Origin of the sequence: Pseudomonas sp. S32 (assembly GCF_016648095.1) — a bacterium.
Lineage (GTDB): Bacteria > Pseudomonadota > Gammaproteobacteria > Pseudomonadales > Pseudomonadaceae > Aquipseudomonas > Aquipseudomonas parafulva.
On the sequence record NZ_JACVVF010000064.1, the window covers coordinates 1 to 20400 of the forward strand.

Below are 20400 nucleotides of genomic sequence, written 5' to 3' on the forward strand. Positions count from 1 at the left end.
AACTCAGTGGCCAGAGCCATGATGAGTTACACCACTTCCTGGGACACGATCCGAGCGCTATATGTGTAAGAGCATCCATCACATGGGTAGTGACCGTACGAGCTGCCGGATGCGAATCGTACTTGGGCTGAACCACCGCGGGAGCGGCGTGACCTTTAAGGCTCGGGTCACCTGGGGTGCTGTCATCGACAGCCTTTGCACGGCCAGTTCTACGCCTGTGGATAAACCCGGTCAAGGGCCGAAAATAAGCGCCCTTGAGGACGTGAAAAGCGGTTATCCATCGGTGGAATTACTTGGTAAATCCCGGACAACGTCGTGGCTTTTAGCTCTTCAAAATGAGGTCCATCCAAACAGGGCGGCTTTGCAGCCCTGTTTGGATGGACCCGCGCTGAGAAGCAGATAAGCGAGGCTGCTTGCTCCGAATCTTGGACGTTCAGTTGTTTCCGCAATTCTTGCGCCGTACAGAGCTAGCGGATCGGTACCACGTTCTTGTCTCTGACTTGACCGTATGCTGAGGCAAGCAGGCTGCCGGTGGCGGCTTTCTGGATGTACTCACTCCACCAGGCCATCATCGGTCGTCTGCGTTCAATGTAGTCGGCTCGGTTGTAGGCGCTGCGCACCTCATCCTTGTCGACATGCGCCAGTGCGACCTCAATGAGTTCGGGGTCCCACCCATGTTCATTCAAGATGGTGCTGGCCATCGAACGCATACCGTGGCTGACCAATCGATCCTGAAAGCCCATGCGTTTCAATGCCATGTTGGCGGTCTGGCTATTGGCGTGGGTGCGTGGATTTCTATCGGCTGGGAAGACGTATTCGCGATGGCCGCTGTGAGTCTTCAGTGACTCCAACAGTGCGACCGCGTGATCACTCAACGGGATGCTGTGTGGACGGCGCTTCTTCATACGCTCCGGTGGGATAGTCCAGACACGCCTTTCAAAGTCGATGTCTGCCCAGCGAGTGGTCGCCGCCTCGGCGGGGCGAGTCATCGTGTGCAACTGCCATTCGATCAGGCAGCGGGTGGTGCGTTTGATGCTGGCGTTCGCGATCTCCAGCATGAGCTCCGGGAGCTCTTCGGGTGGAAGCGCAGCCATGTTCTCTTTTTTGGGCTTCTTGAAGACTGCCCTGATGCCGCTGAGCGGGTTGGCGAAGATCAGGCCGGAGTTTACGCCGTAGGTCATGATCTCGTTTAGTCGCTGGCTGAGACGCTTGACCGTCTCCAGGCTGCCTTTCGCTTCGATTGGGCGAAGCAATGCGATCACCATCGGAGCGGTGATCTTCGTCAGTGGTGTCGTCTTCAAATCGGGGAACACGTGCAGCGTGAGCGACCGCCAGATGTCCTCGGCGTAGGCCGGGGTGACCGAGTCTTTCTTGAGCTCGAACCAGGCGGTGGCCACGTTCTCGAAGGTGTGTTCGGTTTCTGCGCGTTTGGCTTCATTCAACGTATTGCGCTGCACCTTCGGATCGATCCCTTGGGCGAGCAGCTCGCGTGCTTCGACTGCCTTCTTTCGTGCGTTCGCCAGCGACAGTTCGGGATAGGTCCCGAAGCCGATGTTGATGCGCTTCTTGGTCACCGGTTCGCGGTAGTTGAAATTCCACAGCAACGAGCCATTGCTGCGTACCCGGAGCTGCAAACCGTCACCGTCCGTGAGGACATAATCCTTGGACGCGGGTTTGACTCCCTTGAGCTGTCGATCGGAGAGGCGGAGGTTTTGGGCAGGCATGAGATTGTCCTCAAGCACTGATTCGGTATTCCAAAGATTAGCACCGGGTGAGCTGGAATACCGCCTGGAATACCCGAATGGCTGGAACTCAAAAACTCTTCAAAGACCGCAAAAGCGCTGGAGGCCGCGTATTTACTGGCTTTCAGGCACAAAAAAAGACGTCCGTGGACGTCTTTGATTGATCATTTGGTGGAGCCGGGGGGATCTGAACCCGCGTCCTCACTAACAGACAGATGCGTAACTCGTCACTACTCCGATTGCACTGTAGGAAACGTCCTCTTCCTTGGTAGGCTATCGCCACCATCGAGAGGAAATCCAATGCCCGTCGTGATCGTAGAAAACGATACGTCTCAGTGGGAAGACGAGACAGGCTCTGTCTATCATTTCCCGAAGCGTTACAAAGCCTGGCTCGTTGAAGGAACGGAGGTGATTTACTACAAAGGCCGAATCACGGATCGCGCCTTCGCGCCCAAACGCCTCAGTCCGTCTCCCCATTACTTTGGCAAAGCACGCATCGGTAAGGTCTACCCTGACCCGAAAAGTGGAAAGGGGGATCTCTTCGCATTTATTGAGGATTTCGCCGCGTTTGAGAGTGCCGTCCCTGCGAAGCTTGACGGTCAGTATCTTGAGAGCGTCCCATCGAGTCGAGTTACAAATTACTGGCGTGACGGTGTCCGACCGATCGCTAAGACCGATTACGACACCATCTTGAGCCACGCCAAGCTATTGCCTGTGCAACCGCCAGTTTCAGCAACAGCGACGGATGATGAAAACCTAGGCCTCGAGTCATTCGTGGAAGGTAGCAAGACGACCTACTTCAGTACCCGCTATGAGCGTCGGAAAGACCTTCGGATAAAGGCCATCGCGTTCCATGGTCTGGACTGTAAAGCTTGCGGATTTGATTTTGAACAGGCCTACGGTGAACACGGCAAGGGCTTCGTTCACGTCCATCATGTAGTCCCTATTTCAAAATTAGGTGGTGAGCAGGTAGTAAATCCCGAGACAGACCTCGTGACGTTGTGCGCCAACTGCCATGCTATGGTGCATCGAGCCAGAGATGTGACGCTGGGCATTGCCGAGCTCAAAAAGCTGATCCGTGGGCGTTGGGTTTCGGAAACTTGATGGTGAATCGAACAGACGTGATGTCAACGTTTACCCGGTGCCTAGCCCGGTAAGTGAATCAGTCGTTGGCTAAATCAAGACCAAACGGAGTTGCCATTTTGTCAGTTCGCCCTATCGCAGCCAATGACTGGCGGTCTTACAAGAATCTGAGGCTACGGGCGCTGCAGGAGTCCCCGGATGCCTTCGGGAGTACTAACGCGCATGAGTCCATAAGAGACGATCCTGCTTGGAAAGAGCGCGTTGCTACTGTAACCAGTGTCAGCAGCGCTCAAGCTTTCCTCGGTATCCACAATGAGGTGATTCATGGCCTGATCTGGTGCAAGGCATCGGACGCAGACCACGAACTCGTCGAAATTTTTCAAATGTGGGTTGCGCCTGAGGCACGTGGTCTCGGCATCGGCAGGGCGTTGCTTGAGACGGCTGTTGCTTGGGCTGAAAACCGCGGCGCTGTCCGCGTGCGCTTGGGTGTGACCATCGCAGACAGCCCAGCGATGCAGTTGTATAAAACAAGCGGCTTTGAACCAGTTGGCCCCGCTGAGCCTCTGCGCCCGGATTCAATCCTTATGTTCCAGACCATGGAGTTAAGGCTGCGAGCCGATCAATTGCGTTGGTCGGCCCATGAAAGTGAGTAGCCTTCAAAGCCGAACGCTGAACCAAGTCTTCAACGCATTCTAAAGCGCAAAACTACTTACTTCACCGCATCATCCCCAACTCAGCATCATCCATCAGCGCCTTGGCCAACGCGCACAGATAATGCGAAGCCCAGATCAGCTGAGGTTTATTTTCCATCAACCCATCCAACGTCATATCCCGCGCATAGCCCATCAGCTCTGAAGCCTGCTCGCGTGCGCTCTGGCAGGGGATGCCGGGCTCGATGCGGAAGAGGGGGTGGGTCTGGTTCGCGCCTTGGTAGAAAGTGGTTTTACCAACGGTGAATTTGTTTTCTTCTGTGGCCATCTTTGTCGCTCCCCGAAACACGCTAATGCCTGGGCTGGCCTAGCCGCACCACGCACAACCCAGGCGTAACCAATCACAAACTCAATGCCGCAACCGTGGCTCATACGGCATTTGCACCTGAATCAATGCCGACTCAAGCAACGCGCGCAGCGTCTCAAGCTCGTGCATGGATGCCATCATCAGGATGGAGGCGGGTGACTTGGGCTGCAGTTGAATTGCCTGCTGAACAACGGTCGATGCGCAGAGCGCGTAGTCAGTGGCCTGTATCAACGTGTCTTCAAGGGAGAGAAGGGCGGGAGGCGGATCAGGAACAATCTTTAGCATGGTTCAGCTCCAACGTGGGATATGGAGCTGCCTCGAACTTGCTGTCAAACAAGAGGGTGGCAGCTGTACGCGGGTTGACAGACCGAGACGTTGGCACTCGGCGCACCATAGGTGCCCGCACGTACAGCCGCCATAAAGGCGTGCACATGAGGACAACGTGAGCGGTCTGTCAAAACCGGTCGCTGAATTGGCAGCGACCGGGCGAGACTAGAATCCACACTGCTCATGTGCAACGAAAAACGTGCGCCCGGAGTATCTTTGGGAAACGGCTTACAAGGAAGGGGCTAATTCCGATTTTTTCGCACAGACAACGTCACATCCGATCCAGGTGATGCACGTGGCATATCATCACCACCCGATCAGAACCGCTCATCCCTGATCGCCGGCATCACCAACTCGCGCACAAAGGACGCGGTAGAAAGCCGCATCAGCGTACCCACCATCCCAACCACATCGTGGACGGGAATCCGCTCGCCACCGCTTCGCTCTAAAGCATCCGCCATCGGCGTAGATAACGGGTCAACCGTATCAGATACCCAATTGCAGCACAGTCACCGCCAGGTTCTGCTGCCTGAAACTCTGACGTAGCGCGTCTGCAAGTCCATTGAGCGCGGCCTTGGTTGCACCGAACGTCACTTCTGGCCTGCCGCTCTGGCGCAGTGCCGAGGTGGAGCCCGTCAGAATGACTTGCGGCCTGGACGAACGGAGCAACTTCGGGATCAAGCGTTTTAGCAGTAGCAGCGTGGCGGTGATGTTCACGTTCACCAGCCTGCTGATCGAGGCACCACTGTCGCTCAGAAATGCGTACTGCTCGGTGAACGCATATTGCTCCCAGATGCCGATGTTGTAGATAAGCACATCCAGCTCAGGGGGCGCTGAGGCTGCGCTGGAGCTAAGCGAGTGCACTGCCCATACCGCTCGCGCTGTCAGCATGCTGCCTGATCCGAGCCACAAAATTGAAAACGCCCCGTCTCATAGCGCGGAGCTTCTGATTACGGCAATATTCACTGTCTTTAGCGCTATCTCAAGGAGTGAGCCACATGAAAAATGTATTTACAGGGATCTGCATGGGATCGCTGCTCGTGATGGGTACTTCCCAAGCTGACGTTGGCCGCGAAGAGGAGTTAGACGAGGCGGTTCGCCAGTTCGCTGCGAAGGTTGAAGCTGTCTGGCAGGAGTGCTTGCGCCGGCCAGATGTCCATACCACGAATGACAGCGAGAAGTGTCTCTCCACAATGAAGCGCAGTGCCGACGAGAAAGTTGAGCTTAAGTACCAGGAGAAATTGGCTCACGCCCAGCAGATGACTGAGCACCCCGATAGTTATTCGACTTATGAGGAAGTTCCGGTTCTGCTCAAGGCTTCACAGTCTCATTGGAAGGAATATGTCAAATCGGATTGTGAGGGAATCTACCAACAAAGTGTCTCTGGAACAGCTCGGGGTACTTTCGCCTTGATGTGTGAGTACAAACACGCTCTTCAGCGTTTGCGAGCGTTGGATGAGTGGTACTAACGAACACGGTTAGCAGGTCCATGATCTTTAGAGCCGACACTATAAGTGGGGCCTAACCCAAGCAGCGCACTCTAATCACCTACTGCCCAGGATCAATGCGTGGACAGGATGCAACAGGTTCAGGGTCGCTATGGTAGATTCCGTCCTCTTACAAGGAGGTGCCCATGAGCAGCAGAGGAACAGACCGCCAGATCGACAATATTGAGTTCAACGTCCAGAACATTCAGCACAGCAAAGATTTTTACGGCGCGGTGTTCAGCTGGACCTTCGTCGATTACGGCCCGACATACACCGAGTTCAGCGACGGTCGGTTGACCGGTGGCTTCACCACTGGCGAGCCAGTCAGGCCAGGCGGCCCATTGGTCATCTTGTACTCAGACGACCTTGCTGGAGCTGAGATTCGGGTTAAGGCTGCTGGCGGAATCATCAGCCGGGAAGTTTTCACCTTTCCTGGCGGGAAGCGATTCCACTTCATCGATCCAGATGGTTATGAGCTTGCTGTCTGGACAGCCGCGGCTTGAGGGATAAAGCCCAGCCCAATGCTGGGCTATTTGCGGATGGTGCTGAGCCAGCTTGGTTGCAGACAGCGCGAATCAACGCATCATGCCCAGCTCAGCATCATCCATCAGCGCTTTGGCCAGCGCACATAGATAGTGGGATGCCCAAATCAACTGGGGCTTATCTTCCATCAAACCATCCAGCGTCATGTCCCGCGCATAGCCCATCAGTTCCGAGGCCTGCTCACGCGCACTTTGACAAGGGATTCCAGGTTCGATGCGAAAGAGGGGATGGGTTTGATTGGCACCTTGGTAGAAGGTGGTTTTACCGACGGTGAATTGGTTTTCTTCTGTGGGCACAGTGGTAGCTCCCGAAAGACTTCGTTGCCTGGGCTGGGAACCCTGGTGGCTCAAACAGCCCAGGCGTTACACAACCAGGCTTTAGTGCCAGGCCCTCGGTTCTGAGGGCATCTGCACCTGGATCAATGCCGACTCAAGCAATGCCCTCAGCGTTTCCAGTTCGTGCATGGATGCCATGATGAGCACCGACGCGGGCGATTTGGGCTGTAGTGCCATTGCCTGCTGCACTACGGTTGCCGCGCACAGGGCGTAATCCGTGGCCTGGATTAGTGTGTCTTCCAGGGAAAGAATGTGACGGGGTGGGTCTGGGACTATTTTGAGCATAAACCCTCTCAGTGCCTTAAGGGCTGCCGCAGCTCCGCTGTCAAACGAAAGGGTGGCAGCTGTTTGCGGGTTGACAGACCGGGGGCACTGAGAATCCCGGCGCACACGAAGGTGCCCCACGCACAGCCGCCATAAATTGGCATTGCGCATGCTCTCAGTGAACCACGGCCTGTCAAAACCGTGCCGCCATCGGGGCGGCAGGTCGAGACTATGATTCGGTATGGGCGTGCGCAACGAAAACCAGGCTCACGGAGTATCTTTGGGAAACGGCCTACAAGAAAGGGTTAAATTCTGATTGTTTACCAGGAACACCACCGCGTTTTACATGGACTGCCCTGCGTTGAGGGTTGTAGGCTGTTTCCAAGTGGTATTGAAACTCCACACCTACCGCAACAAGGATCGACCCGATGAACCAGCCACCCGACGGCATGCCCATTTACCGCGTACTGACCGGCCCCGATGACGCTGCCTTTTGCCGCAGGGTCAGTGATGCCCTGCTGATGGGCTATCAGCTTCATGGCGGGCCTGCGCTTACGTTCAATGGCACGAATGTGATTGTGGCCCAGGCGGTGGTATGGCCTGGGGAGGGGGTGGGCGCTGCTTGACTTCAGGGTGGATGGCACCGGCTGGCGCCGGTGTTCGCGGGTGAACCCGCTCCCACAGTGATTTGCGACAACTTTCAGAGTTTGTGCACAACGGTGGCCCTATGAAGACGAGGGCGCGTGCCCTACGTCGAGGGTGGGTCGGCAAGGCCAGCTGCGGGCCTGCAACTGTGGCGGGGTGCTCAGCGAGCACCGGCATTCATATAGGCCAGCGTCATCCGGCTGAGGGCACGTATGCCCACCGCAAGGCTCGGGTCATCCACCTGGAAGCCTGGCGAATGGGTCGGCCACACCGGCTTGTCGGCGAGTGACGGCGGGGTTGCGCCCATGCGCAGGAACACGCCGGGGATCTGCCGGGCGTACTCGGCAAAATCGTCCGCGCCGTACGTGCCGCTGTCTATCTTCACAGGCGTGGTGGATACCTGCTCCAGCACTGGCAACAGGCTGTCCACCAGCGCGGTGTCGTTGTACCCGGCACGGTAGTTGCCGGGCAGGTAGTCGACCACTGCGCTGGCGCCCGAGGCTTTGGCGATGTGCTGCGCTGTACGGCGCATGCGCTGCAGCACGTCTTCGCGCTGTTCGTCGCTGACGGTGCGGATGGAGCCCTCAAGGCGCACTTCGGCGGGGATGATGTTGTGCCGGTCCCCGGCCTGGATTCGGCCCACGGAGATCACCGGCGCCGGCAGCACGCTGAGGTTGGACTGGCGGCTGGGGATGGTCTGCCAGGCAAGGATGACTTGCGCCGCTACCGGCACGGGGTCGATGCCGGTCCAGGGGAATGCTGCGTGTGTTTGCCGGCCCGTGATGCGGGCCTGGAAGGTGTCTGCCGCTGCGGTCGTGCGGTTGCGGCTGAGGGTAAAGGTGCCTGCCGTGCCGGCAGTGACGTGGATGCCGAAGATTACCGCCGGCGCTGGGTTGCTCAATACGCCTTCCTCGATCATCTGCCTGGCGCCGCCGGTTTCGCCCAGGGGCGGGCCTTCTTCAGCGGGCTGGAAGATCAGTTTCAGGGTGCCGGGCAGTTGGTCGCGCCGCGCTGCCAGCACTTCTGCCACGCCCAGGGCCATGGCCATGTGCGCGTCGTGGCCACAGGCGTGCATCACGCCCACTTCCTTGCCACGGGTGCGCAGGTCACCGCCCTTGTCCAGCACGCGAACGGTCGAGGCATAGGGCAGGCCGGTCTGCTCGGTCAGTGGCAGGGCGTCCAGCTCGGCGCGAATGGCCACCACCGGGCCTGGCTTGCCGCCGCGCAAAATGCCCACTACGCCGGTATGGGCGATGCCGGTCTGCACCTCCAGGCCCAGTGCGCGCAAGCGTGTGGCGATGCGTTGGGCGGTTTCTACCTCGCGGTTGCCCAGTTCGGGGTGCTGGTGAATCTGGTGGCGCAGTTCGATCACGCCCGGCAGCGCCTTGGCAATACGGGCGTCCAGGTCGGCCCAGGCCGCCGTTTGCGCAGCGCTGGCCGGGGCCGCGAGCGCTCCCAGAAACAGGGCGTAGAGGGGCTTGCGTAACGGTGGCATGGGCGCTCCTTGGGTTTCAGTAAGTGAAGGCGATGGGCGGGGGGGTGCCGTTCACCAGGTAATCACCAATGGCCTTGTACTTGTAGGCCACGGCATCGTGGGTGGTATGGGTGCGGGCGTTGCGCCAATGCCGGTCGAAGTTGTAGCGCGACTGGGTGGTAGCAGCGCCGCCTACCTCGTAGAGGCGTTCGCACACATGCAGGGCGGCGCGGGTCGAGGCGATCTTGGCCTCGGCCACGTCGATGGACGCGCGGGCCAGCAGGGCGTCCAGTGCTTCGCCGGCCAGGCGGCCCTCCAGCTGGCTGCGGGCGGCCAGGTCCACAGTCAGTGATGCTTTCTCCACCAATGCCTGTGCGCCATGGATGGCGGCGGCCATATCACCCACGGTGTGCAGGATGTACGGGTCGTTGCGGGCCTGGTCCACACCGCTCTCGCGCACTGGCCGTGCACCGGTACGCGACCACTGCACGGCGTCGTCCAGCGCCGCCAGGCCAATCCCGATATCGATGGAGCAGTGGATCAACTGGGCGCTGGCGCCGATGTAGTTGCGGCGCTGGTACCACTGGGCCAGGGGGATCACCTGGTCTTGCGTCACCGGCACGTTGGTCAGCAGCGTGGTGCCGCTGGCGGTAACACGTTGGCCCATGCCGTCCCAGTCGTCGAGCAGCTCGATGCCGGGGGTGTTGGCCGGCAGCATCACGTACACCGCGTTGCCGTCTTCGTCCACCGCCTGCACCTTGAGCAGGTCGGCGAACAGGCAGCCGGTGCTGTAGAACTTGCTGCCGTTGAGCACCAGCTGGGCGCCCTGGCGTTCCAGGCGGGTGTGAATCTCGCCACGGAACTTGCCCCCTCGCTCGGCGATGGCCCCGGAAGACAGCTGCCGCTGGGCGAAGGCGCCCAGGTAACGGCGTTGCTGGTCATCACTGGCAATCAGGCGCAGGTGCTCGACGGTGGCGAAGTGTGGGAACAAGGCCTGCGCCACACTGGGGTCTGCCTTGGCCAAGGTGATGAAGATACGCGCTACGTCCAATTGGCTGATGTCCCCGCCACCCATGTGCAACGGAACGCGGGCGGCGCCCAGGCCAGATTGGCGGATCAGGTCCAGTTGCTCGAACGGCAGGGCACGCCGTGCATCGCGTTCGGCGGCGCCAGGCTGGATGTGGGTGGCCAGTTCATGGGCCAGTGCCAGGTAGTCGGTCATGTGTCAGTCTCGAAAAAGGAGTCAAGGTGCATCGCGCAAGGCCTGGCGCGGAACGCCGAACAGCAGGGTCAGGGTGCCGCACGCCACCAGGGCGGCGACGATGTACAGCGCCAGGCTGATTTCGCCTGTGTTGGTCTTGAGGGTGCCGATCATGATCGGCGTCAGCAGGCTGCTGACCTGCCCGCAGCAGTTCACCAACGCCAGCCCGGCGGCGCGGGCACGGTCGGACAGGTAGTAGGTGGGAATGGTCCAGAACACCGCCGTGGCCACCAGGTAGCCACTTGTCATCAGGGTCAGCAGGGCGATGGCTGACCAGGGGCCGGCGATCAGGTTGGGCAACAGCACCATTGCCAGGGCCGCCGCAAGGCCGCCCAGTGCGAAATGCCAGCGGCGTTCCTGGTGCAGGTCCGAATGGCGGCATGCCCACAGCATCACTGCCACGCCAGCCAGGTAGGGCAGGGCGGAGAACAGGCCGAGCTGGCCCAGGCTGCTAACCCCGGCATCGCGGATGATCGACGGCGCCCAGATATTGGTGACGTTGCCCGTGCACATGATGGTCAGGCAGTAGGCCAGGGTGATGAACCATACCTTGCGGTCTTTCAGCGCTTCCAGAAAGCGCTGGTGGCCGCCCGGTTTGCGGCTGGCCCGTTCGTGGGCCAAGGCAGCTTCGATGGTGCGCTTCTCGGCGTTGCTGAGCCAGCGGGCATCGGCCGGCTTGTCATCCAGCCAGTACCAGGCAAACAACCCCGCCAGCACTGGCGGGATGCCGGTGAGCACAAACAGCCACTGCCAGCCGCTGAAGCCGGCAGCGCCCGCGAAGTGGCTCATGATCCAGGTGGACAGTGGCCCGCCGACGATGCCGCACACGGCAATGGCCATGATGAAGCGCGAGGTGATGCGCGCCCGGTAGCGGGCTGGGAACCAGTAGGTCAGGTACAGGATTACCCCCGGGAAAAACCCGGCCTCGGCAGCGCCCAGCAATACCCTCAACACGTAGAACTGCGCTGGCGTCTGGGCGAATGCGGTGGCGATGGTTACCAGCCCCCACAGCACCATGATGCGGGTCATGGTCTTCTTCGCACCGAACTTCTCGAGCAGCAGGTTGCTGGGTATCTCGAACAGCAGGTAGCCGATCGAGAACACGCCGACAATGATGCCGAAGGTGGCGTCACTGATGTTCAAGTCGGCCTTGAACTGCAGGTGCGCGAAGCTGATGTTCACCCGGTCCAGCCAGTTCAGCACGAAGCACAGGAACAGGAACGGCATGATGCGCCAGGCCAGCTTGCGGTACAGGCGCTGGTTGAAGCCGGAAGGGTCCACCGCGTGTGCGGCGGGCGGGTTTGCTGAAAGCGTGCCGGGCGTGTTCATGGCGGGTTACCAGCTCACGTCGACTTTGCCGAAGAAGTACGCACCTTCCAGCCCGTAGGGCGAGTACCAGCTGTAGGTCGGGTCGTCCGTGGGGAAGAAGTAGTAGCGCTTGGCTTCGGCGTTGAGCTGCTGTGGGCGGCGGTCGAAAATGTTCTCGCCGCCGACGGTAATTTTCACCGCATCGCTGAGCCAGTAGCCCAGGCTCAGGTCGGTGATGAACGCCGGGCGGATTTCCTCGTCGCGGCTGGCGGCAATCTGGTTGCGCCCGGTGACCTTCGAGTAGCGGGTGCCCTTGAGCGTCACGTCGAAGTCGCCCAGTTGCCAGGCGGCGGTCAGCGAAGTGACGTTCTTCGGGTAGGCGCTGGTCAGGTTGCCCTGGCGGTCGCGGCCCACGGCGCTGACGCCGGTGCCGGCGAGGGCGTCGGGCTCCTTGATCTTCTCGATGGTCTGCAGGCTCTGGTTGCTCAGCAGGGTCCATTTGGTCTTGCCGTATTCACCGAGGTCGTAGCGGTAGTCGGCCACCAGGTCGATGCCGCGGGTACGGGTGTCGGCCAGGTTGCCGAAGTAGGAGACGATCTGGTTCGGGTCCAGGCCGTTGGCGGCGAGAAGGTTGGACACGGCGGTGCCCTGCAGGTTGCTGGTCTGCAGGATGCGGTCCTTGATGTCGATCTGGTACAGGTCGACGGTGACGTTGAGGTTTTCGGTGGGCGTGGCCACGAAACCGAGGCTGTAGTTCAGTGATTTTTCCGGCTTTAGCTGCCGGGCGCCCAGGGCTTGCCCGGCTGCGTCATCCACCGTCACATAACGGGTGGTGGCCTGTTCCAGTACCCCGTTCAGCGGGCTAGTGCGCCACGCCGTAAGCGACGATGAATAGTATTGCTGTTGCAGCGACGGCGCACGGAAGCCATTGCTGACCGTGCCGCGCACGGCAAACGCTGGCGTGAAGGCGTAACGCGTGGAGAGTTTGCCGCTGCCGGTGTCGCCAAAGTCGCTGTAGTGCTCGAAGCGCCCGGCCAGGCTGACGTCCCACTGGTCGGTGAGGCTCTGGCTGAGGTCGATGTAGCCAGCCGTATTGGTGCGCGAATAATTGTGCGCATCCGCTGGGGTGAAACCCACCAGGCCCGGTGCGCCAGGGTTTGGGCGCTGGCCCGCGAGCGGGTGGCCGGCGGGGAACACGTAGCCGCCGTCGGCATAGGAGGCGTACTCGCCTTCCTCGATCTCGAAGCCGTCACGGCGGAACTCTACACCGGTGGACACGTTTAGTGGCTTGGCGAACAGGCCGGTGTCGAAGGCGCGGGTAAGGTCCAGGTTGTTGGTCCACTGGCTGGCGATCAGGTGGCCGCCGTCCATGTTGCGGGGGCTGGTCGGGCCAAGGGAGGGGTTGAGCGACTTCTCGTTGCGGGTGTTGGCGTCGTTGCGGCCGTAGCTGGTGCTGAGGTCGAGCTTCCAGCCGGCGACGTCTTCGTTGCGCAGGCCGATCACAGCCTGGAAATCGTCTTCTTCCACCACGAAGCGCGGCGAGAAACCGTCTGGGTAGACCGCTACGATATTCTGCGGCGAGTTGGCCGTGCGGTAGGTGCCCCAGCTGGTGGAGTTGCGGTGGCTGAGGGTAGAGAAGGAATACAGGCTCACGGTGTCGGTCAGCGGCAGTTCGGCGTTGTAGCCAAAATTGTAGGTTTGTGAGCGTGGCTGGCCCAACTGCTGGCGGTAGCGGCTTTCGCCGTTCTCACGCGGGTCGGCGCCACCGTTGACCGGGAAATAGATCCGGGTACGGGCCGGCACTGCACCTGCAACGTTGGAGCTTTCCTGGATGCCGATATCGGCGCTCAGGCTGAAAAAACCGTCATTGGGCAGTTCAAAGCCCTGGTTGACCTGGCCCTGGCCACGGGCGCCGAAGTTGCCTTTGCCGCCCACACGGTTTTCGTACTGGCCATACAGTGCGCTGGCGCTACCGCCGGAGCTGTTGTTCTTGAGGATGATGTTGATCACCCCGGCGATGGCGTCCGAACCATACTGGGCAGCGGCGCCGTCGCGCAGCACCTCGACGTGGTCCACGGCACTGACCGGGATCAGGTCGAGGTCGGCCGGCGACTGGCCGCTCGCGGTGGCGGCGGTCTGCACGAAAATCAGCGAGGTGTTGTGCCGGCGCTTGCCGTTTACCAGTATCAGCACGTGGTTACCGCCAAGGCCCCGCAGGGTCGCCGACTTCACCGACAAACCGGTGCCGCCGGTAAAGCCGGCGGCGTTGGTGTAGGAGGGCACGGCGGCGGCCAGGGCGTCGCGCAGGTTCTGCTTGCCGGAGCGGGCCAGGTCCTCGGCGCTTATCACGTCGATCGGTGCCAGGCTGTTGGCCACGGTACGCCCGCTGTCGCGAGCGCCGGTGACCACCACGGTTTGCAGGGCAGCTTCGTTGCCTGGGGTATCGGCGGCCGAGGCTAGTGGGGTGACGCACAACCCGAGGATGCCTGCGGTCAGCAGGTTGAGCCTGGGCTGGAAAATGTTGGGGCGAGACATGGTGAGGCTCCGGTAAGGTGCCGCTTTCCATTCCTGGTGGTGGGAGTTCCTGACAGTACTGGCGAGGCGATGAGGTGTTGGCAGTTTCTGGTTATCGGTAACGCATGACGTCCTGGCGGGCCTGGTCGACCAGGGCCATGTGCGCTCTAAGGTGGCGCTTGCGTTGCGCCAGCAGCAAGGTCTTGGTCCATGCCATGGCCTTGGCTGAATGCCCGGCCAACTGCGCCGCCAGTTCCAGGGCTGCAGCGTGCGGGTCTTCGGCGATACGGTTTACCAGGCCTAGGCGCAGCGCTTCTTCTGCATCGAAACTGCGGGCGCTGAGCATGATGTCCAGTGCCGCGGCCTCGCCGACCAGGGTCGGCAGGGTAATGGCACTGAAGCCTGAGAGCATGCCGTGGCGCACTTCCGGGAAGCTGAACCGGGTGTCGCTGCGGGCGATACGGAAATCGCAATGGATCGCCAGGCTGACACCCAGGCCAAGCGTGTGGCCGTGCAACGCCGCCACCACCGGTTTGTTCAGTTCCACACCAACGCCCGGCAGGGCGCGGGCCAGCAGATCGCTGGCAACAGCTTCGCCGGTGGCTTCGATTTCTTTCAGGTCGGAGCCTGCGCAGAACGCCCGCTCGCCGGCGCCGCGCAGAACAATGGCGCGCACCCGTTCATCGCCAGCGGCGCGGGCCCAGGCTGCGGCCAGCTCACGCTTCGTCTGGCCGTCCAAGGCGTTGAGGCGATGAGGGCGGTTGAGGGTTATCTGCACAACCCCTTCACCTTGGTGCTGATAGTCGACTGTCATTGCTAGGCATTCGCTCAAAGGAAAGAAAGACGCTTTGCCTCTTGCAGGTTGGCGTCAAAGTGAGGAAAACTTAATTGATGTCCACATAGCAAACAACATGTTTGTTATATGAACATCTTCTTAGCAGATCGAAAATGGTTATAAAAAATGAAAGCGATAGTATTAAAAGCCTTCGGCGGGCCGGAGCAACTGCAGGTGCAAGACGTACCCACGCCGACGGCCGGCCCGGGTGAGGTACTGGTTCGCGTGCATGCCGCAGGCGTCTGCCACCACGACCTGCTGCATCGCGCCGGGCACCTGCCGGGGGCGCATACCGGCGTGGTGCTCGGCCATGAGGTGGCCGGCGAAGTGGTCGAAGTGGGCGCGGGGGTGGCGCAATTGAAGGTGGGCGCACGGGTGGTGGTGTATCAGCGACGCTTCTGTGGCCAGTGCCGCGATTGCCTGCGCGGGCGCCAGGACCTGTGCCGGGCGCTGGGTCTGCCGTCGGTCGACACCGAGGGCGCCTACGCCGAGTACCTGCGGGTCCCGGCGATCTCGGCGGTGGAGTTGCCCGATGGCCTGGACTACAGCCTGGCGGCCCTGGCGTCCTGCCCGATCGCCACCAGCGTGCGTGCCTTGTACGGTGAAGGCGGCCTGCAGCCCGGCGAAACGGTGCTGGTCAACGGCGCCAGTGGCGGCCTCGGTGCCCATCAGATCCAATTGGCGCGTGCCTTGGGCGCGCGGGTGATCGCGGTCACCGGCAGCGCCGACAAGCGTGATTTGCTTCACCAACTGGGGGCCCATGACGTGGTGGTGGCCAGTGCCGGCTACAGCGCCGAGGTGTGGAAACTCACGGGCAAGCGTGGCGTCGATGTGGCCATGGAAAACCTCGGCCATACCCTGGAAGACACCCTGCGCAGCATGGCCCTCGGCGGCCGTGTGGTGGTGCTGGGTAATGTACAGCCTGGCAGCGTGGCGGTGAACCCGGGGCTTTTGATCGGCCGCCGGCTGAAGGTACAGGGCTCGGGCAGTGCGACCCTGGAGCAATTGCGCACGGCCTTGGCGCTGATCCATGGCGGCCAGGTGAGGCCGCTGATCGACCGCGTGCTGCCGTTCCCCCAGGTGAGCGAGGCCCATGCGCTGCTGGAGTCGCGCCAGGTCAGCGGCCGTATCGTCCTGAGCGGGTGGTGAACAATGGATATCAGTACTCTGCTGGACCAGGCCGCCCGCAAATGGCCGGATGCCCCGGCACTCAGCGACCCTGGCCGGGGTCGCCGCTTGACCTTCCTGCAACTGGACCAGGCACTGACCGCCTTCGGCCAGGCGCTGGAGCGGTCAGGCGTGGGTGAAGGCGAACGGGTGGCGCTGCTGGCCGATGCCGGAATCGACTATTTGATCGCCGACTATGGCTGCATGGCCAGCGGCCGCGTGCGGGTGCCACTGGACCCGGCATTGTCACAGGCCGAATTGCTGGCGCAGTTGCGCGATGCCGGCGTGGCATTGTTGCTGTTCTCTGCGCAATACGCCGATGTTGCCGCCGGCCTGGCTGGCGAAGGTATTCGTTGCCGCGCGCTGGAAGCCCTCACTGAAGCACCTGGCACGCAGTTGCCCGCGCGCGTGGCGCAGCCTGCGCAGGCGCTGGCCTCGCTGAACTACACCGGCGGCACCACTGGCGTACCCAAGGCAGTCATGCACCGTCACGACAGCCTCTGCGCGGTGCTGCAGAACATCGTCATGGCCCGCGGCGCGGTGCCGGGCGATGTGCTGCTTAACGTGCGGCCACTGTGGCCGATAGCGGCGGTGGCGGTGCTGGCCCACCTGCTCGGCGGCGGCCAGGTGGTGCTGGGCGGGCGCTTCGACAGTAAGGCCTTCCTGGGGCAACTTGCACAATGGCGTGTCGCCTACAGCTCACTGGTGCCCACCCAGTTGTTGCGCCTGCTGCGCGAGAGTGGCACTGCAGCGGCGCAGCTGCCGTATTTCAAAAGCCTGGATATCGGCGCAGCGGCCCTCACCGGCGAAGTGCTGGAGGGCACCTTCAGCCTGTTCGACGGGCGCATCGCCGTGCTCTATGGCATGACCGAAGCACCTTGGAGCTGCTACCTGCCAGCGGCACAAATGGCAGCACTGCGGCATGCCGGCGAAAGCGCAGAAGGCGTGGTAGGGCGGCCATTGTTCGCCACCGCAATGCGTATACACAGCCCCGACGCCAATGGCATTGGCGAGATCCTCCTGGCCGGGCCGCACGTCATGGCGGGTTACTGGCAGCAGCCTGGCCTGACCGGTGAGGTGATGGTGAGCGGTTGGCTGCGCAGTGGCGATCTGGGCCGTCTTCGTGCCGATGGCCAGCTTGAGGTACTAGGGCGCTGCAAAGACATCATTCGCAGCGGCGGCAAGTCGGTGCAGCCCGGGGAAGTGGAGCAGGCGCTGCTCAGCCACGGCGCCGTGCGCGAAGCCCATGTATTCGGCCTGGCGGATGTGGAGTGGGGCGAGCAGGTGTGTGCGGTGGTGGTGCTGGAGGCCGGGCAGGTGGCGACGGCAGATGCGCTTGCGCAACATTGCCGCGGGCTGCTGTCGCGCTACAAGGTGCCCCGCAAAGTGTGGTTCATCGATGAGCTGCCCCGCTCGCATTACGGAAAAGTGCAGAAAAAGCGCTTGTTGGAACTGCTCGGGCCAGTGGCTGGCTAAATGGCCGGGCATGCTCTTTACCGTTGAGCGGCCCCGTGCGTACGGGGCTGCAGCCAGGGGCGCTTCAGCGGCCTGGTTCCCTGTGGGCTAGGTGTTCTCCAACTGCGCTGCAATGCCCTCGCATGCCCGCCGTACATGGGCCGCCAGTGGCGAGCCAGGGTCGGTTTCTTCTTCCATACCCAACCCCGCTACCACCACCGCGCCCAGCGCCTGGCCGGTGTCGACGCAGATCGGGAACGCCACCGACGACAACCCCGGCTTGAATTCGCCATGGCCAAACGCAAAACCCTGGTTGCTGCGTATACGTTCCAGTGCTGGCAGTGCATTGGCGTAACGCGCTTCGCCCAGCACTGCCAACGCGATGGCCTCGCTGTACGTGGCAAGTACCGCCCGGCCGCTGGGGCTGCCTTCGATAGGGAACTGGTCGGCCAGGTCGACGATGACGTTCAGTGGCGTGGTCGGGGTCCACATGCGTTCAATCAGCACCACCTGGTCGCCCACTGGTACTGACAGCGAGACGATCGCCGGCCGCTCGCCAATCACCCGCTGCAATTCGATGGCGTAGGGCAACGCAAGGCGGCGCAGGTTAAGGCGGTTCAGGTAGGCGGCGGAGTAAATCAGGCTTTCAGGCCCGATGTGGTAGGTGGCGCCACGGGACTGGATAAGGCCCCAGTAATGAAGGGTCTTGAGCAGCCGATGGATGGTGGAGCGTTCGATACCGGTCTGCCGCGCCAGGTCCAGTGCGCTGGCGCCATGCTTCAGGCTTGCGAGTGTGCGCAGCAGCACGATAGAGCGGTCAATGACCTGTACGCGCCCGCCGCTGTCCTTGCTGCCATGCACGGCTTGAGTCGAAGAATTGTCCATCGTGTCAGTAGTTTCCAAAAGCGGGTTATCTGTCGGCGCTGGCCGGTGGCCAAGGGTAGCGGTGATCGATGGCGGGGTGAAGCGCCGGTACACAAACCAGGCAGGTGTTTTTTGTGCCGGGCTTAGATCAAATATTCACCTGGGTTATGAGCACAGAATGATTGGCTATATGGATGACGACTGCTCCCTTGCAGTCCAAGAGGCTAAATCTGCCATCACAGCGGTTTTCTTGCTGAAGCGTATGTGCGTGCGGCTAATCCATCCAAACATCTGCTGCGGCGAAATTGTCCGCTGTTGGCCTGTCATCTTGCCGCGGTCCACGCTGGCCCTAGAATCGGCGCATCAACTTCACACCCTATCGTCGAATTGAAGAGGATTTTCACCATGATGAACGCAATGCAGATGCAAATGCCGATGAGCGCCAACATGTCGATGATGCCAATGATGAGCATGCCGATGATGATGGCCACCATGACCTGCCAGATGGCGGACGATGGCATGATGTGCACCATGAAGCCTGCTGCCGGCATGGACATGGCGATGTTCCGCAACACGGCCGAAATGATGCAGATGATGATGAACTGCGGCATGCCGATGATGATGCAGTGCGGCAACCTGTCGATGATGGGCATGTCCCAGCCCGCCATGGGCATGATGATGCCGATGATGGGCGTGATGGGCGGCATGTCGATGATGCCGATGATGAAGTGCATGATGGAATGCACGCTGGTGGGCGATAGCATCACCTGCAAGATGATGCCAATGGCAGGCATGAGCATGGAAATGATGAACAACTGCTGCATGCTGATGATGAAGATGATGAACGATTGCAGCCTGCCGATGATGATGAGCTGCAACGGCATGCCGATGATGTGCTGCACCTGTTGATGTAACTGCGCCCCGGCGATTAGTCGCGGCATTCTGGGTGGATAACCACCAGATAGGCCACCGCCTCACTGTCCACCGGGTTTCGGTAGCAGTGGGGCTGGTCCGCATAGAAGATGATGGAGTCGCCGGTGGAGAGTAGAAACCGCTCTTCGTTCACGCTGACCTCCAGCGCACCTTGCGCAACCACCAGGTTTTCACGCACGCCCGGCCCATGGCCGCCAGACTGTTCTTCCGCCAGCGGGCCGACCCGCAACTCGTAGAATTCTGCCTGAGGGCGGGTGTCGTAGGGGTATAGTGCGCGGCTCACAAACGCACCGCTGGCGCTCACCAGACGCTTGCTTTGCCGCGCTGGTAGCACTGTCACGCCTTCGCATTCGCGCTGCTCAAGAAACGCCGCCACCGAAACCTTCAGGCCGTGGGCAATCTTGCACAAGACGCGGATCGACGGCACGCTGCGGCCCGATTCTATTTGCGCCAGCATCGCCCGGCTCACCCCGCTGGCACGGGCCAGGGCGTCCAGTGACAATTGCCGCTTGGCCCGCAGGCGTTGCAGGTTGTTGGCCACTCGTTGGCCGATGCCGTCATCGTCGGGGCTGGCGATTTCCGCCAGCGCAACCGGGTTTTCAGCTGGGCTCGCCACAAAAGAACTGGGGGTGTACATGGCTCAAGCCTGGCGCGGGGCTTTGGTGTGGATGCTGCTAGCCACAGGCTGGGCGCTGAAGCCGCACTGTTGTGCATACATCGCCCAGAGCAGACGCCCGTGCTGTTGGGCCAGCTTGCGTTTGCGGTGCAGCGTTAGGTCGATAACGGTGGCAGTGGGGCTCATGAGAAATCCTTGGGAGCGGCGTGAAGACAGTGCCAATACTACGGATCTTTCATATAACTCATAATATTAATTATCGATTTATAAATTCCATAATCGAATATTAAGCATTGATGTTGCCTGTTGTATTTGAGTTAACCCGGCGTCTGTGACGCAGGGCCGGCCAGACGGGGATGACCCAATGCAAGCGCGCGCTCGTTCACCTGCGCCGTAACACCGCCGCCAGTCCCACGGTCAGCATCACGGCACACCCCATGGCCAGGCTGACCGCAAGCCCCACGCCCCACGCCGCCAGCACCCCCGCCAACACCCTCCGCGCCCCGGCCCCGCCGGGCGGGGTGCCATTC

Annotated in this window: 22 protein-coding genes; 8 read left to right on the top strand and 14 right to left on the bottom strand. The window is 61.1% G+C overall.

Translation table 11 applies throughout. From position 1 onward, the window contains the following. Positions 1-467: 467 nt before the first annotated feature. Positions 468-1724 carry an integrase domain-containing protein gene (locus IAE38_RS21885; protein WP_051097997.1) on the bottom strand — a complete coding sequence of 419 codons (1257 nt, stop codon included), beginning with the start codon at positions 1722-1724 and terminating at the stop codon, positions 468-470. Positions 1725-2042: 318 nt separating this feature from the next. Between IAE38_RS21885 and IAE38_RS21890 the strand changes: the two genes are divergently transcribed. Then, the gene (locus IAE38_RS21890) at positions 2043-2846 is read left to right on the top strand and encodes an HNH endonuclease (RefSeq protein ID WP_201219225.1); all 804 of its coding nucleotides are present in this window, start codon (positions 2043-2045) and stop codon (positions 2844-2846) included. A 98-nt stretch (positions 2847-2944) separates the two neighbouring features. Continuing rightward, positions 2945-3478, top strand: a complete 534-nt coding sequence (locus IAE38_RS21895; RefSeq protein WP_236404312.1) for a GNAT family N-acetyltransferase — start codon at positions 2945-2947, stop codon at positions 3476-3478. Between the two features lie 61 nt (positions 3479-3539). Here the strand turns inward: IAE38_RS21895 and IAE38_RS21900 are convergent, their stop codons facing one another. From IAE38_RS21900 to IAE38_RS21910, 3 genes are all read right to left on the bottom strand, one after another. Further along, complete coding sequence (locus tag IAE38_RS21900; RefSeq protein WP_028633725.1) at positions 3540-3803, bottom strand: DUF3077 domain-containing protein; 264 nt, start codon at positions 3801-3803, stop codon at positions 3540-3542. Between the two features lie 81 nt (positions 3804-3884). Next, the gene (locus IAE38_RS21905) at positions 3885-4127 is read right to left on the bottom strand and encodes a hypothetical protein (protein WP_060483091.1); all 243 of its coding nucleotides are present in this window, start codon (positions 4125-4127) and stop codon (positions 3885-3887) included. A 528-nt stretch (positions 4128-4655) separates the two neighbouring features. Next, the gene (locus IAE38_RS21910; RefSeq protein WP_236404315.1) at positions 4656-5060 is read right to left on the bottom strand and encodes an SDR family oxidoreductase; all 405 of its coding nucleotides are present in this window, start codon (positions 5058-5060) and stop codon (positions 4656-4658) included. 107 nt (positions 5061-5167) lie between these two features. Here IAE38_RS21910 and IAE38_RS21915 point away from each other — a divergent pair, with 107 nt between their 5' ends. Further along, positions 5168-5638: a lysozyme inhibitor LprI family protein gene (locus IAE38_RS21915; RefSeq protein ID WP_201219227.1), complete on the top strand. Its 471-nt coding sequence runs from the start codon at positions 5168-5170 to the stop codon at positions 5636-5638. A 164-nt stretch (positions 5639-5802) separates the two neighbouring features. Further along, positions 5803-6159 (top strand): VOC family protein, encoded by a 357-nt coding sequence (locus IAE38_RS21920; protein WP_201219229.1) that lies wholly within the window; start codon positions 5803-5805, stop codon positions 6157-6159. Between the two features lie 72 nt (positions 6160-6231). Here IAE38_RS21920 and IAE38_RS21925 read toward each other — a convergent pair whose 3' ends face one another. Then, entirely contained in the window at positions 6232-6495 is a 264-nt protein-coding gene (locus IAE38_RS21925; protein WP_201219231.1) for a DUF3077 domain-containing protein, read from the bottom strand. 81 nt (positions 6496-6576) lie between these two features. After that, on the bottom strand, positions 6577-6819 hold the full coding sequence (locus tag IAE38_RS21930) for a hypothetical protein (RefSeq protein ID WP_060483098.1): 243 nt from the start codon (positions 6817-6819) through the stop codon (positions 6577-6579). A gap of 407 nt (positions 6820-7226) precedes the next feature. Between IAE38_RS21930 and IAE38_RS21935 the strand changes: the two genes are divergently transcribed. Next, complete coding sequence (locus IAE38_RS21935) at positions 7227-7424, top strand: DUF1737 domain-containing protein (protein ID WP_201219233.1); 198 nt, start codon at positions 7227-7229, stop codon at positions 7422-7424. 179 nt (positions 7425-7603) lie between these two features. Here IAE38_RS21935 and IAE38_RS21940 read toward each other — a convergent pair whose 3' ends face one another. The 5 genes from IAE38_RS21940 to IAE38_RS21960 form a co-directional block, all read right to left on the bottom strand. After that, positions 7604-8938: a M20 metallopeptidase family protein gene (locus tag IAE38_RS21940; RefSeq protein ID WP_201219235.1), complete on the bottom strand. Its 1335-nt coding sequence runs from the start codon at positions 8936-8938 to the stop codon at positions 7604-7606. Between the two features lie 16 nt (positions 8939-8954). Then, positions 8955-10139 carry an acyl-CoA dehydrogenase family protein gene (locus IAE38_RS21945; RefSeq protein ID WP_201163119.1) on the bottom strand — a complete coding sequence of 395 codons (1185 nt, stop codon included), beginning with the start codon at positions 10137-10139 and terminating at the stop codon, positions 8955-8957. 21 nt (positions 10140-10160) lie between these two features. Then, a complete protein-coding gene (locus IAE38_RS21950) occupies positions 10161-11507 on the bottom strand; it encodes an MFS transporter (RefSeq protein WP_236404318.1) in 1347 nt (448 codons plus the stop codon). A gap of 6 nt (positions 11508-11513) precedes the next feature. Further along, positions 11514-14021 carry a TonB-dependent receptor plug domain-containing protein gene (locus tag IAE38_RS21955; RefSeq protein ID WP_201163120.1) on the bottom strand — a complete coding sequence of 836 codons (2508 nt, stop codon included), beginning with the start codon at positions 14019-14021 and terminating at the stop codon, positions 11514-11516. Between the two features lie 91 nt (positions 14022-14112). Next, positions 14113-14814 carry an enoyl-CoA hydratase/isomerase family protein gene (locus IAE38_RS21960; protein ID WP_201219237.1) on the bottom strand — a complete coding sequence of 234 codons (702 nt, stop codon included), beginning with the start codon at positions 14812-14814 and terminating at the stop codon, positions 14113-14115. Between the two features lie 147 nt (positions 14815-14961). Between IAE38_RS21960 and IAE38_RS21965 the strand changes: the two genes are divergently transcribed. After that, the gene (locus tag IAE38_RS21965; protein ID WP_201163122.1) at positions 14962-15984 is read left to right on the top strand and encodes an alcohol dehydrogenase catalytic domain-containing protein; all 1023 of its coding nucleotides are present in this window, start codon (positions 14962-14964) and stop codon (positions 15982-15984) included. A gap of 3 nt (positions 15985-15987) precedes the next feature. Continuing rightward, entirely contained in the window at positions 15988-17478 is a 1491-nt protein-coding gene (locus tag IAE38_RS21970; RefSeq protein ID WP_201219239.1) for a class I adenylate-forming enzyme family protein, read from the top strand. Positions 17479-17565: 87 nt separating this feature from the next. Here IAE38_RS21970 and IAE38_RS21975 read toward each other — a convergent pair whose 3' ends face one another. Further along, complete coding sequence (locus IAE38_RS21975; RefSeq protein ID WP_201219241.1) at positions 17566-18342, bottom strand: IclR family transcriptional regulator; 777 nt, start codon at positions 18340-18342, stop codon at positions 17566-17568. A 384-nt stretch (positions 18343-18726) separates the two neighbouring features. Between IAE38_RS21975 and IAE38_RS24015 the strand changes: the two genes are divergently transcribed. After that, positions 18727-19230, top strand: coding sequence for a hypothetical protein (locus IAE38_RS24015; RefSeq protein WP_236404319.1), 504 nt, complete (start codon positions 18727-18729; stop codon positions 19228-19230). Positions 19231-19249: 19 nt separating this feature from the next. Here IAE38_RS24015 and IAE38_RS21985 read toward each other — a convergent pair whose 3' ends face one another. After that, positions 19250-19891 (bottom strand): helix-turn-helix domain-containing protein, encoded by a 642-nt coding sequence (locus IAE38_RS21985; RefSeq protein ID WP_201219245.1) that lies wholly within the window; start codon positions 19889-19891, stop codon positions 19250-19252. Positions 19892-19894: 3 nt separating this feature from the next. Then, positions 19895-20056: a hypothetical protein gene (locus tag IAE38_RS21990; protein WP_201163127.1), complete on the bottom strand. Its 162-nt coding sequence runs from the start codon at positions 20054-20056 to the stop codon at positions 19895-19897. Positions 20057-20400: the final 344 nt, after the last annotated feature.

Coding starts and splice junctions, on each gene's coding strand:
- IAE38_RS21915 (WP_201219227.1), top strand. CDS start 5,168: ATGAAAAATGTATTTACAGGGATCTGCATGGGATCGCTGCTCGTGATG.
- IAE38_RS21975 (WP_201219241.1), bottom strand. CDS start 18,342: ATGGACAATTCTTCGACTCAAGCCGTGCATGGCAGCAAGGACAGCGGC.
- IAE38_RS21905 (WP_060483091.1), bottom strand. CDS start 4,127: ATGCTAAAGATTGTTCCTGATCCGCCTCCCGCCCTTCTCTCCCTTGAA.
- IAE38_RS21940 (WP_201219235.1), bottom strand. CDS start 8,938: ATGCCACCGTTACGCAAGCCCCTCTACGCCCTGTTTCTGGGAGCGCTC.
- IAE38_RS21900 (WP_028633725.1), bottom strand. CDS start 3,803: ATGGCCACAGAAGAAAACAAATTCACCGTTGGTAAAACCACTTTCTAC.
- IAE38_RS21955 (WP_201163120.1), bottom strand. CDS start 14,021: ATGTCTCGCCCCAACATTTTCCAGCCCAGGCTCAACCTGCTGACCGCA.
- IAE38_RS21930 (WP_060483098.1), bottom strand. CDS start 6,819: ATGCTCAAAATAGTCCCAGACCCACCCCGTCACATTCTTTCCCTGGAA.
- IAE38_RS21910 (WP_236404315.1), bottom strand. CDS start 5,060: ATGCTGACAGCGCGAGCGGTATGGGCAGTGCACTCGCTTAGCTCCAGC.
- IAE38_RS21935 (WP_201219233.1), top strand. CDS start 7,227: ATGAACCAGCCACCCGACGGCATGCCCATTTACCGCGTACTGACCGGC.
- IAE38_RS21945 (WP_201163119.1), bottom strand. CDS start 10,139: ATGACCGACTACCTGGCACTGGCCCATGAACTGGCCACCCACATCCAG.
- IAE38_RS21920 (WP_201219229.1), top strand. CDS start 5,803: ATGAGCAGCAGAGGAACAGACCGCCAGATCGACAATATTGAGTTCAAC.
- IAE38_RS21990 (WP_201163127.1), bottom strand. CDS start 20,056: ATGAGCCCCACTGCCACCGTTATCGACCTAACGCTGCACCGCAAACGC.
- IAE38_RS21960 (WP_201219237.1), bottom strand. CDS start 14,814: ATGACAGTCGACTATCAGCACCAAGGTGAAGGGGTTGTGCAGATAACC.
- IAE38_RS24015 (WP_236404319.1), top strand. CDS start 18,727: ATGATGAACGCAATGCAGATGCAAATGCCGATGAGCGCCAACATGTCG.
- IAE38_RS21985 (WP_201219245.1), bottom strand. CDS start 19,891: ATGTACACCCCCAGTTCTTTTGTGGCGAGCCCAGCTGAAAACCCGGTT.
- IAE38_RS21965 (WP_201163122.1), top strand. CDS start 14,962: ATGAAAGCGATAGTATTAAAAGCCTTCGGCGGGCCGGAGCAACTGCAG.
- IAE38_RS21970 (WP_201219239.1), top strand. CDS start 15,988: ATGGATATCAGTACTCTGCTGGACCAGGCCGCCCGCAAATGGCCGGAT.
- IAE38_RS21890 (WP_201219225.1), top strand. CDS start 2,043: ATGCCCGTCGTGATCGTAGAAAACGATACGTCTCAGTGGGAAGACGAG.
- IAE38_RS21950 (WP_236404318.1), bottom strand. CDS start 11,507: ATGAACACGCCCGGCACGCTTTCAGCAAACCCGCCCGCCGCACACGCG.
- IAE38_RS21885 (WP_051097997.1), bottom strand. CDS start 1,724: ATGCCTGCCCAAAACCTCCGCCTCTCCGATCGACAGCTCAAGGGAGTC.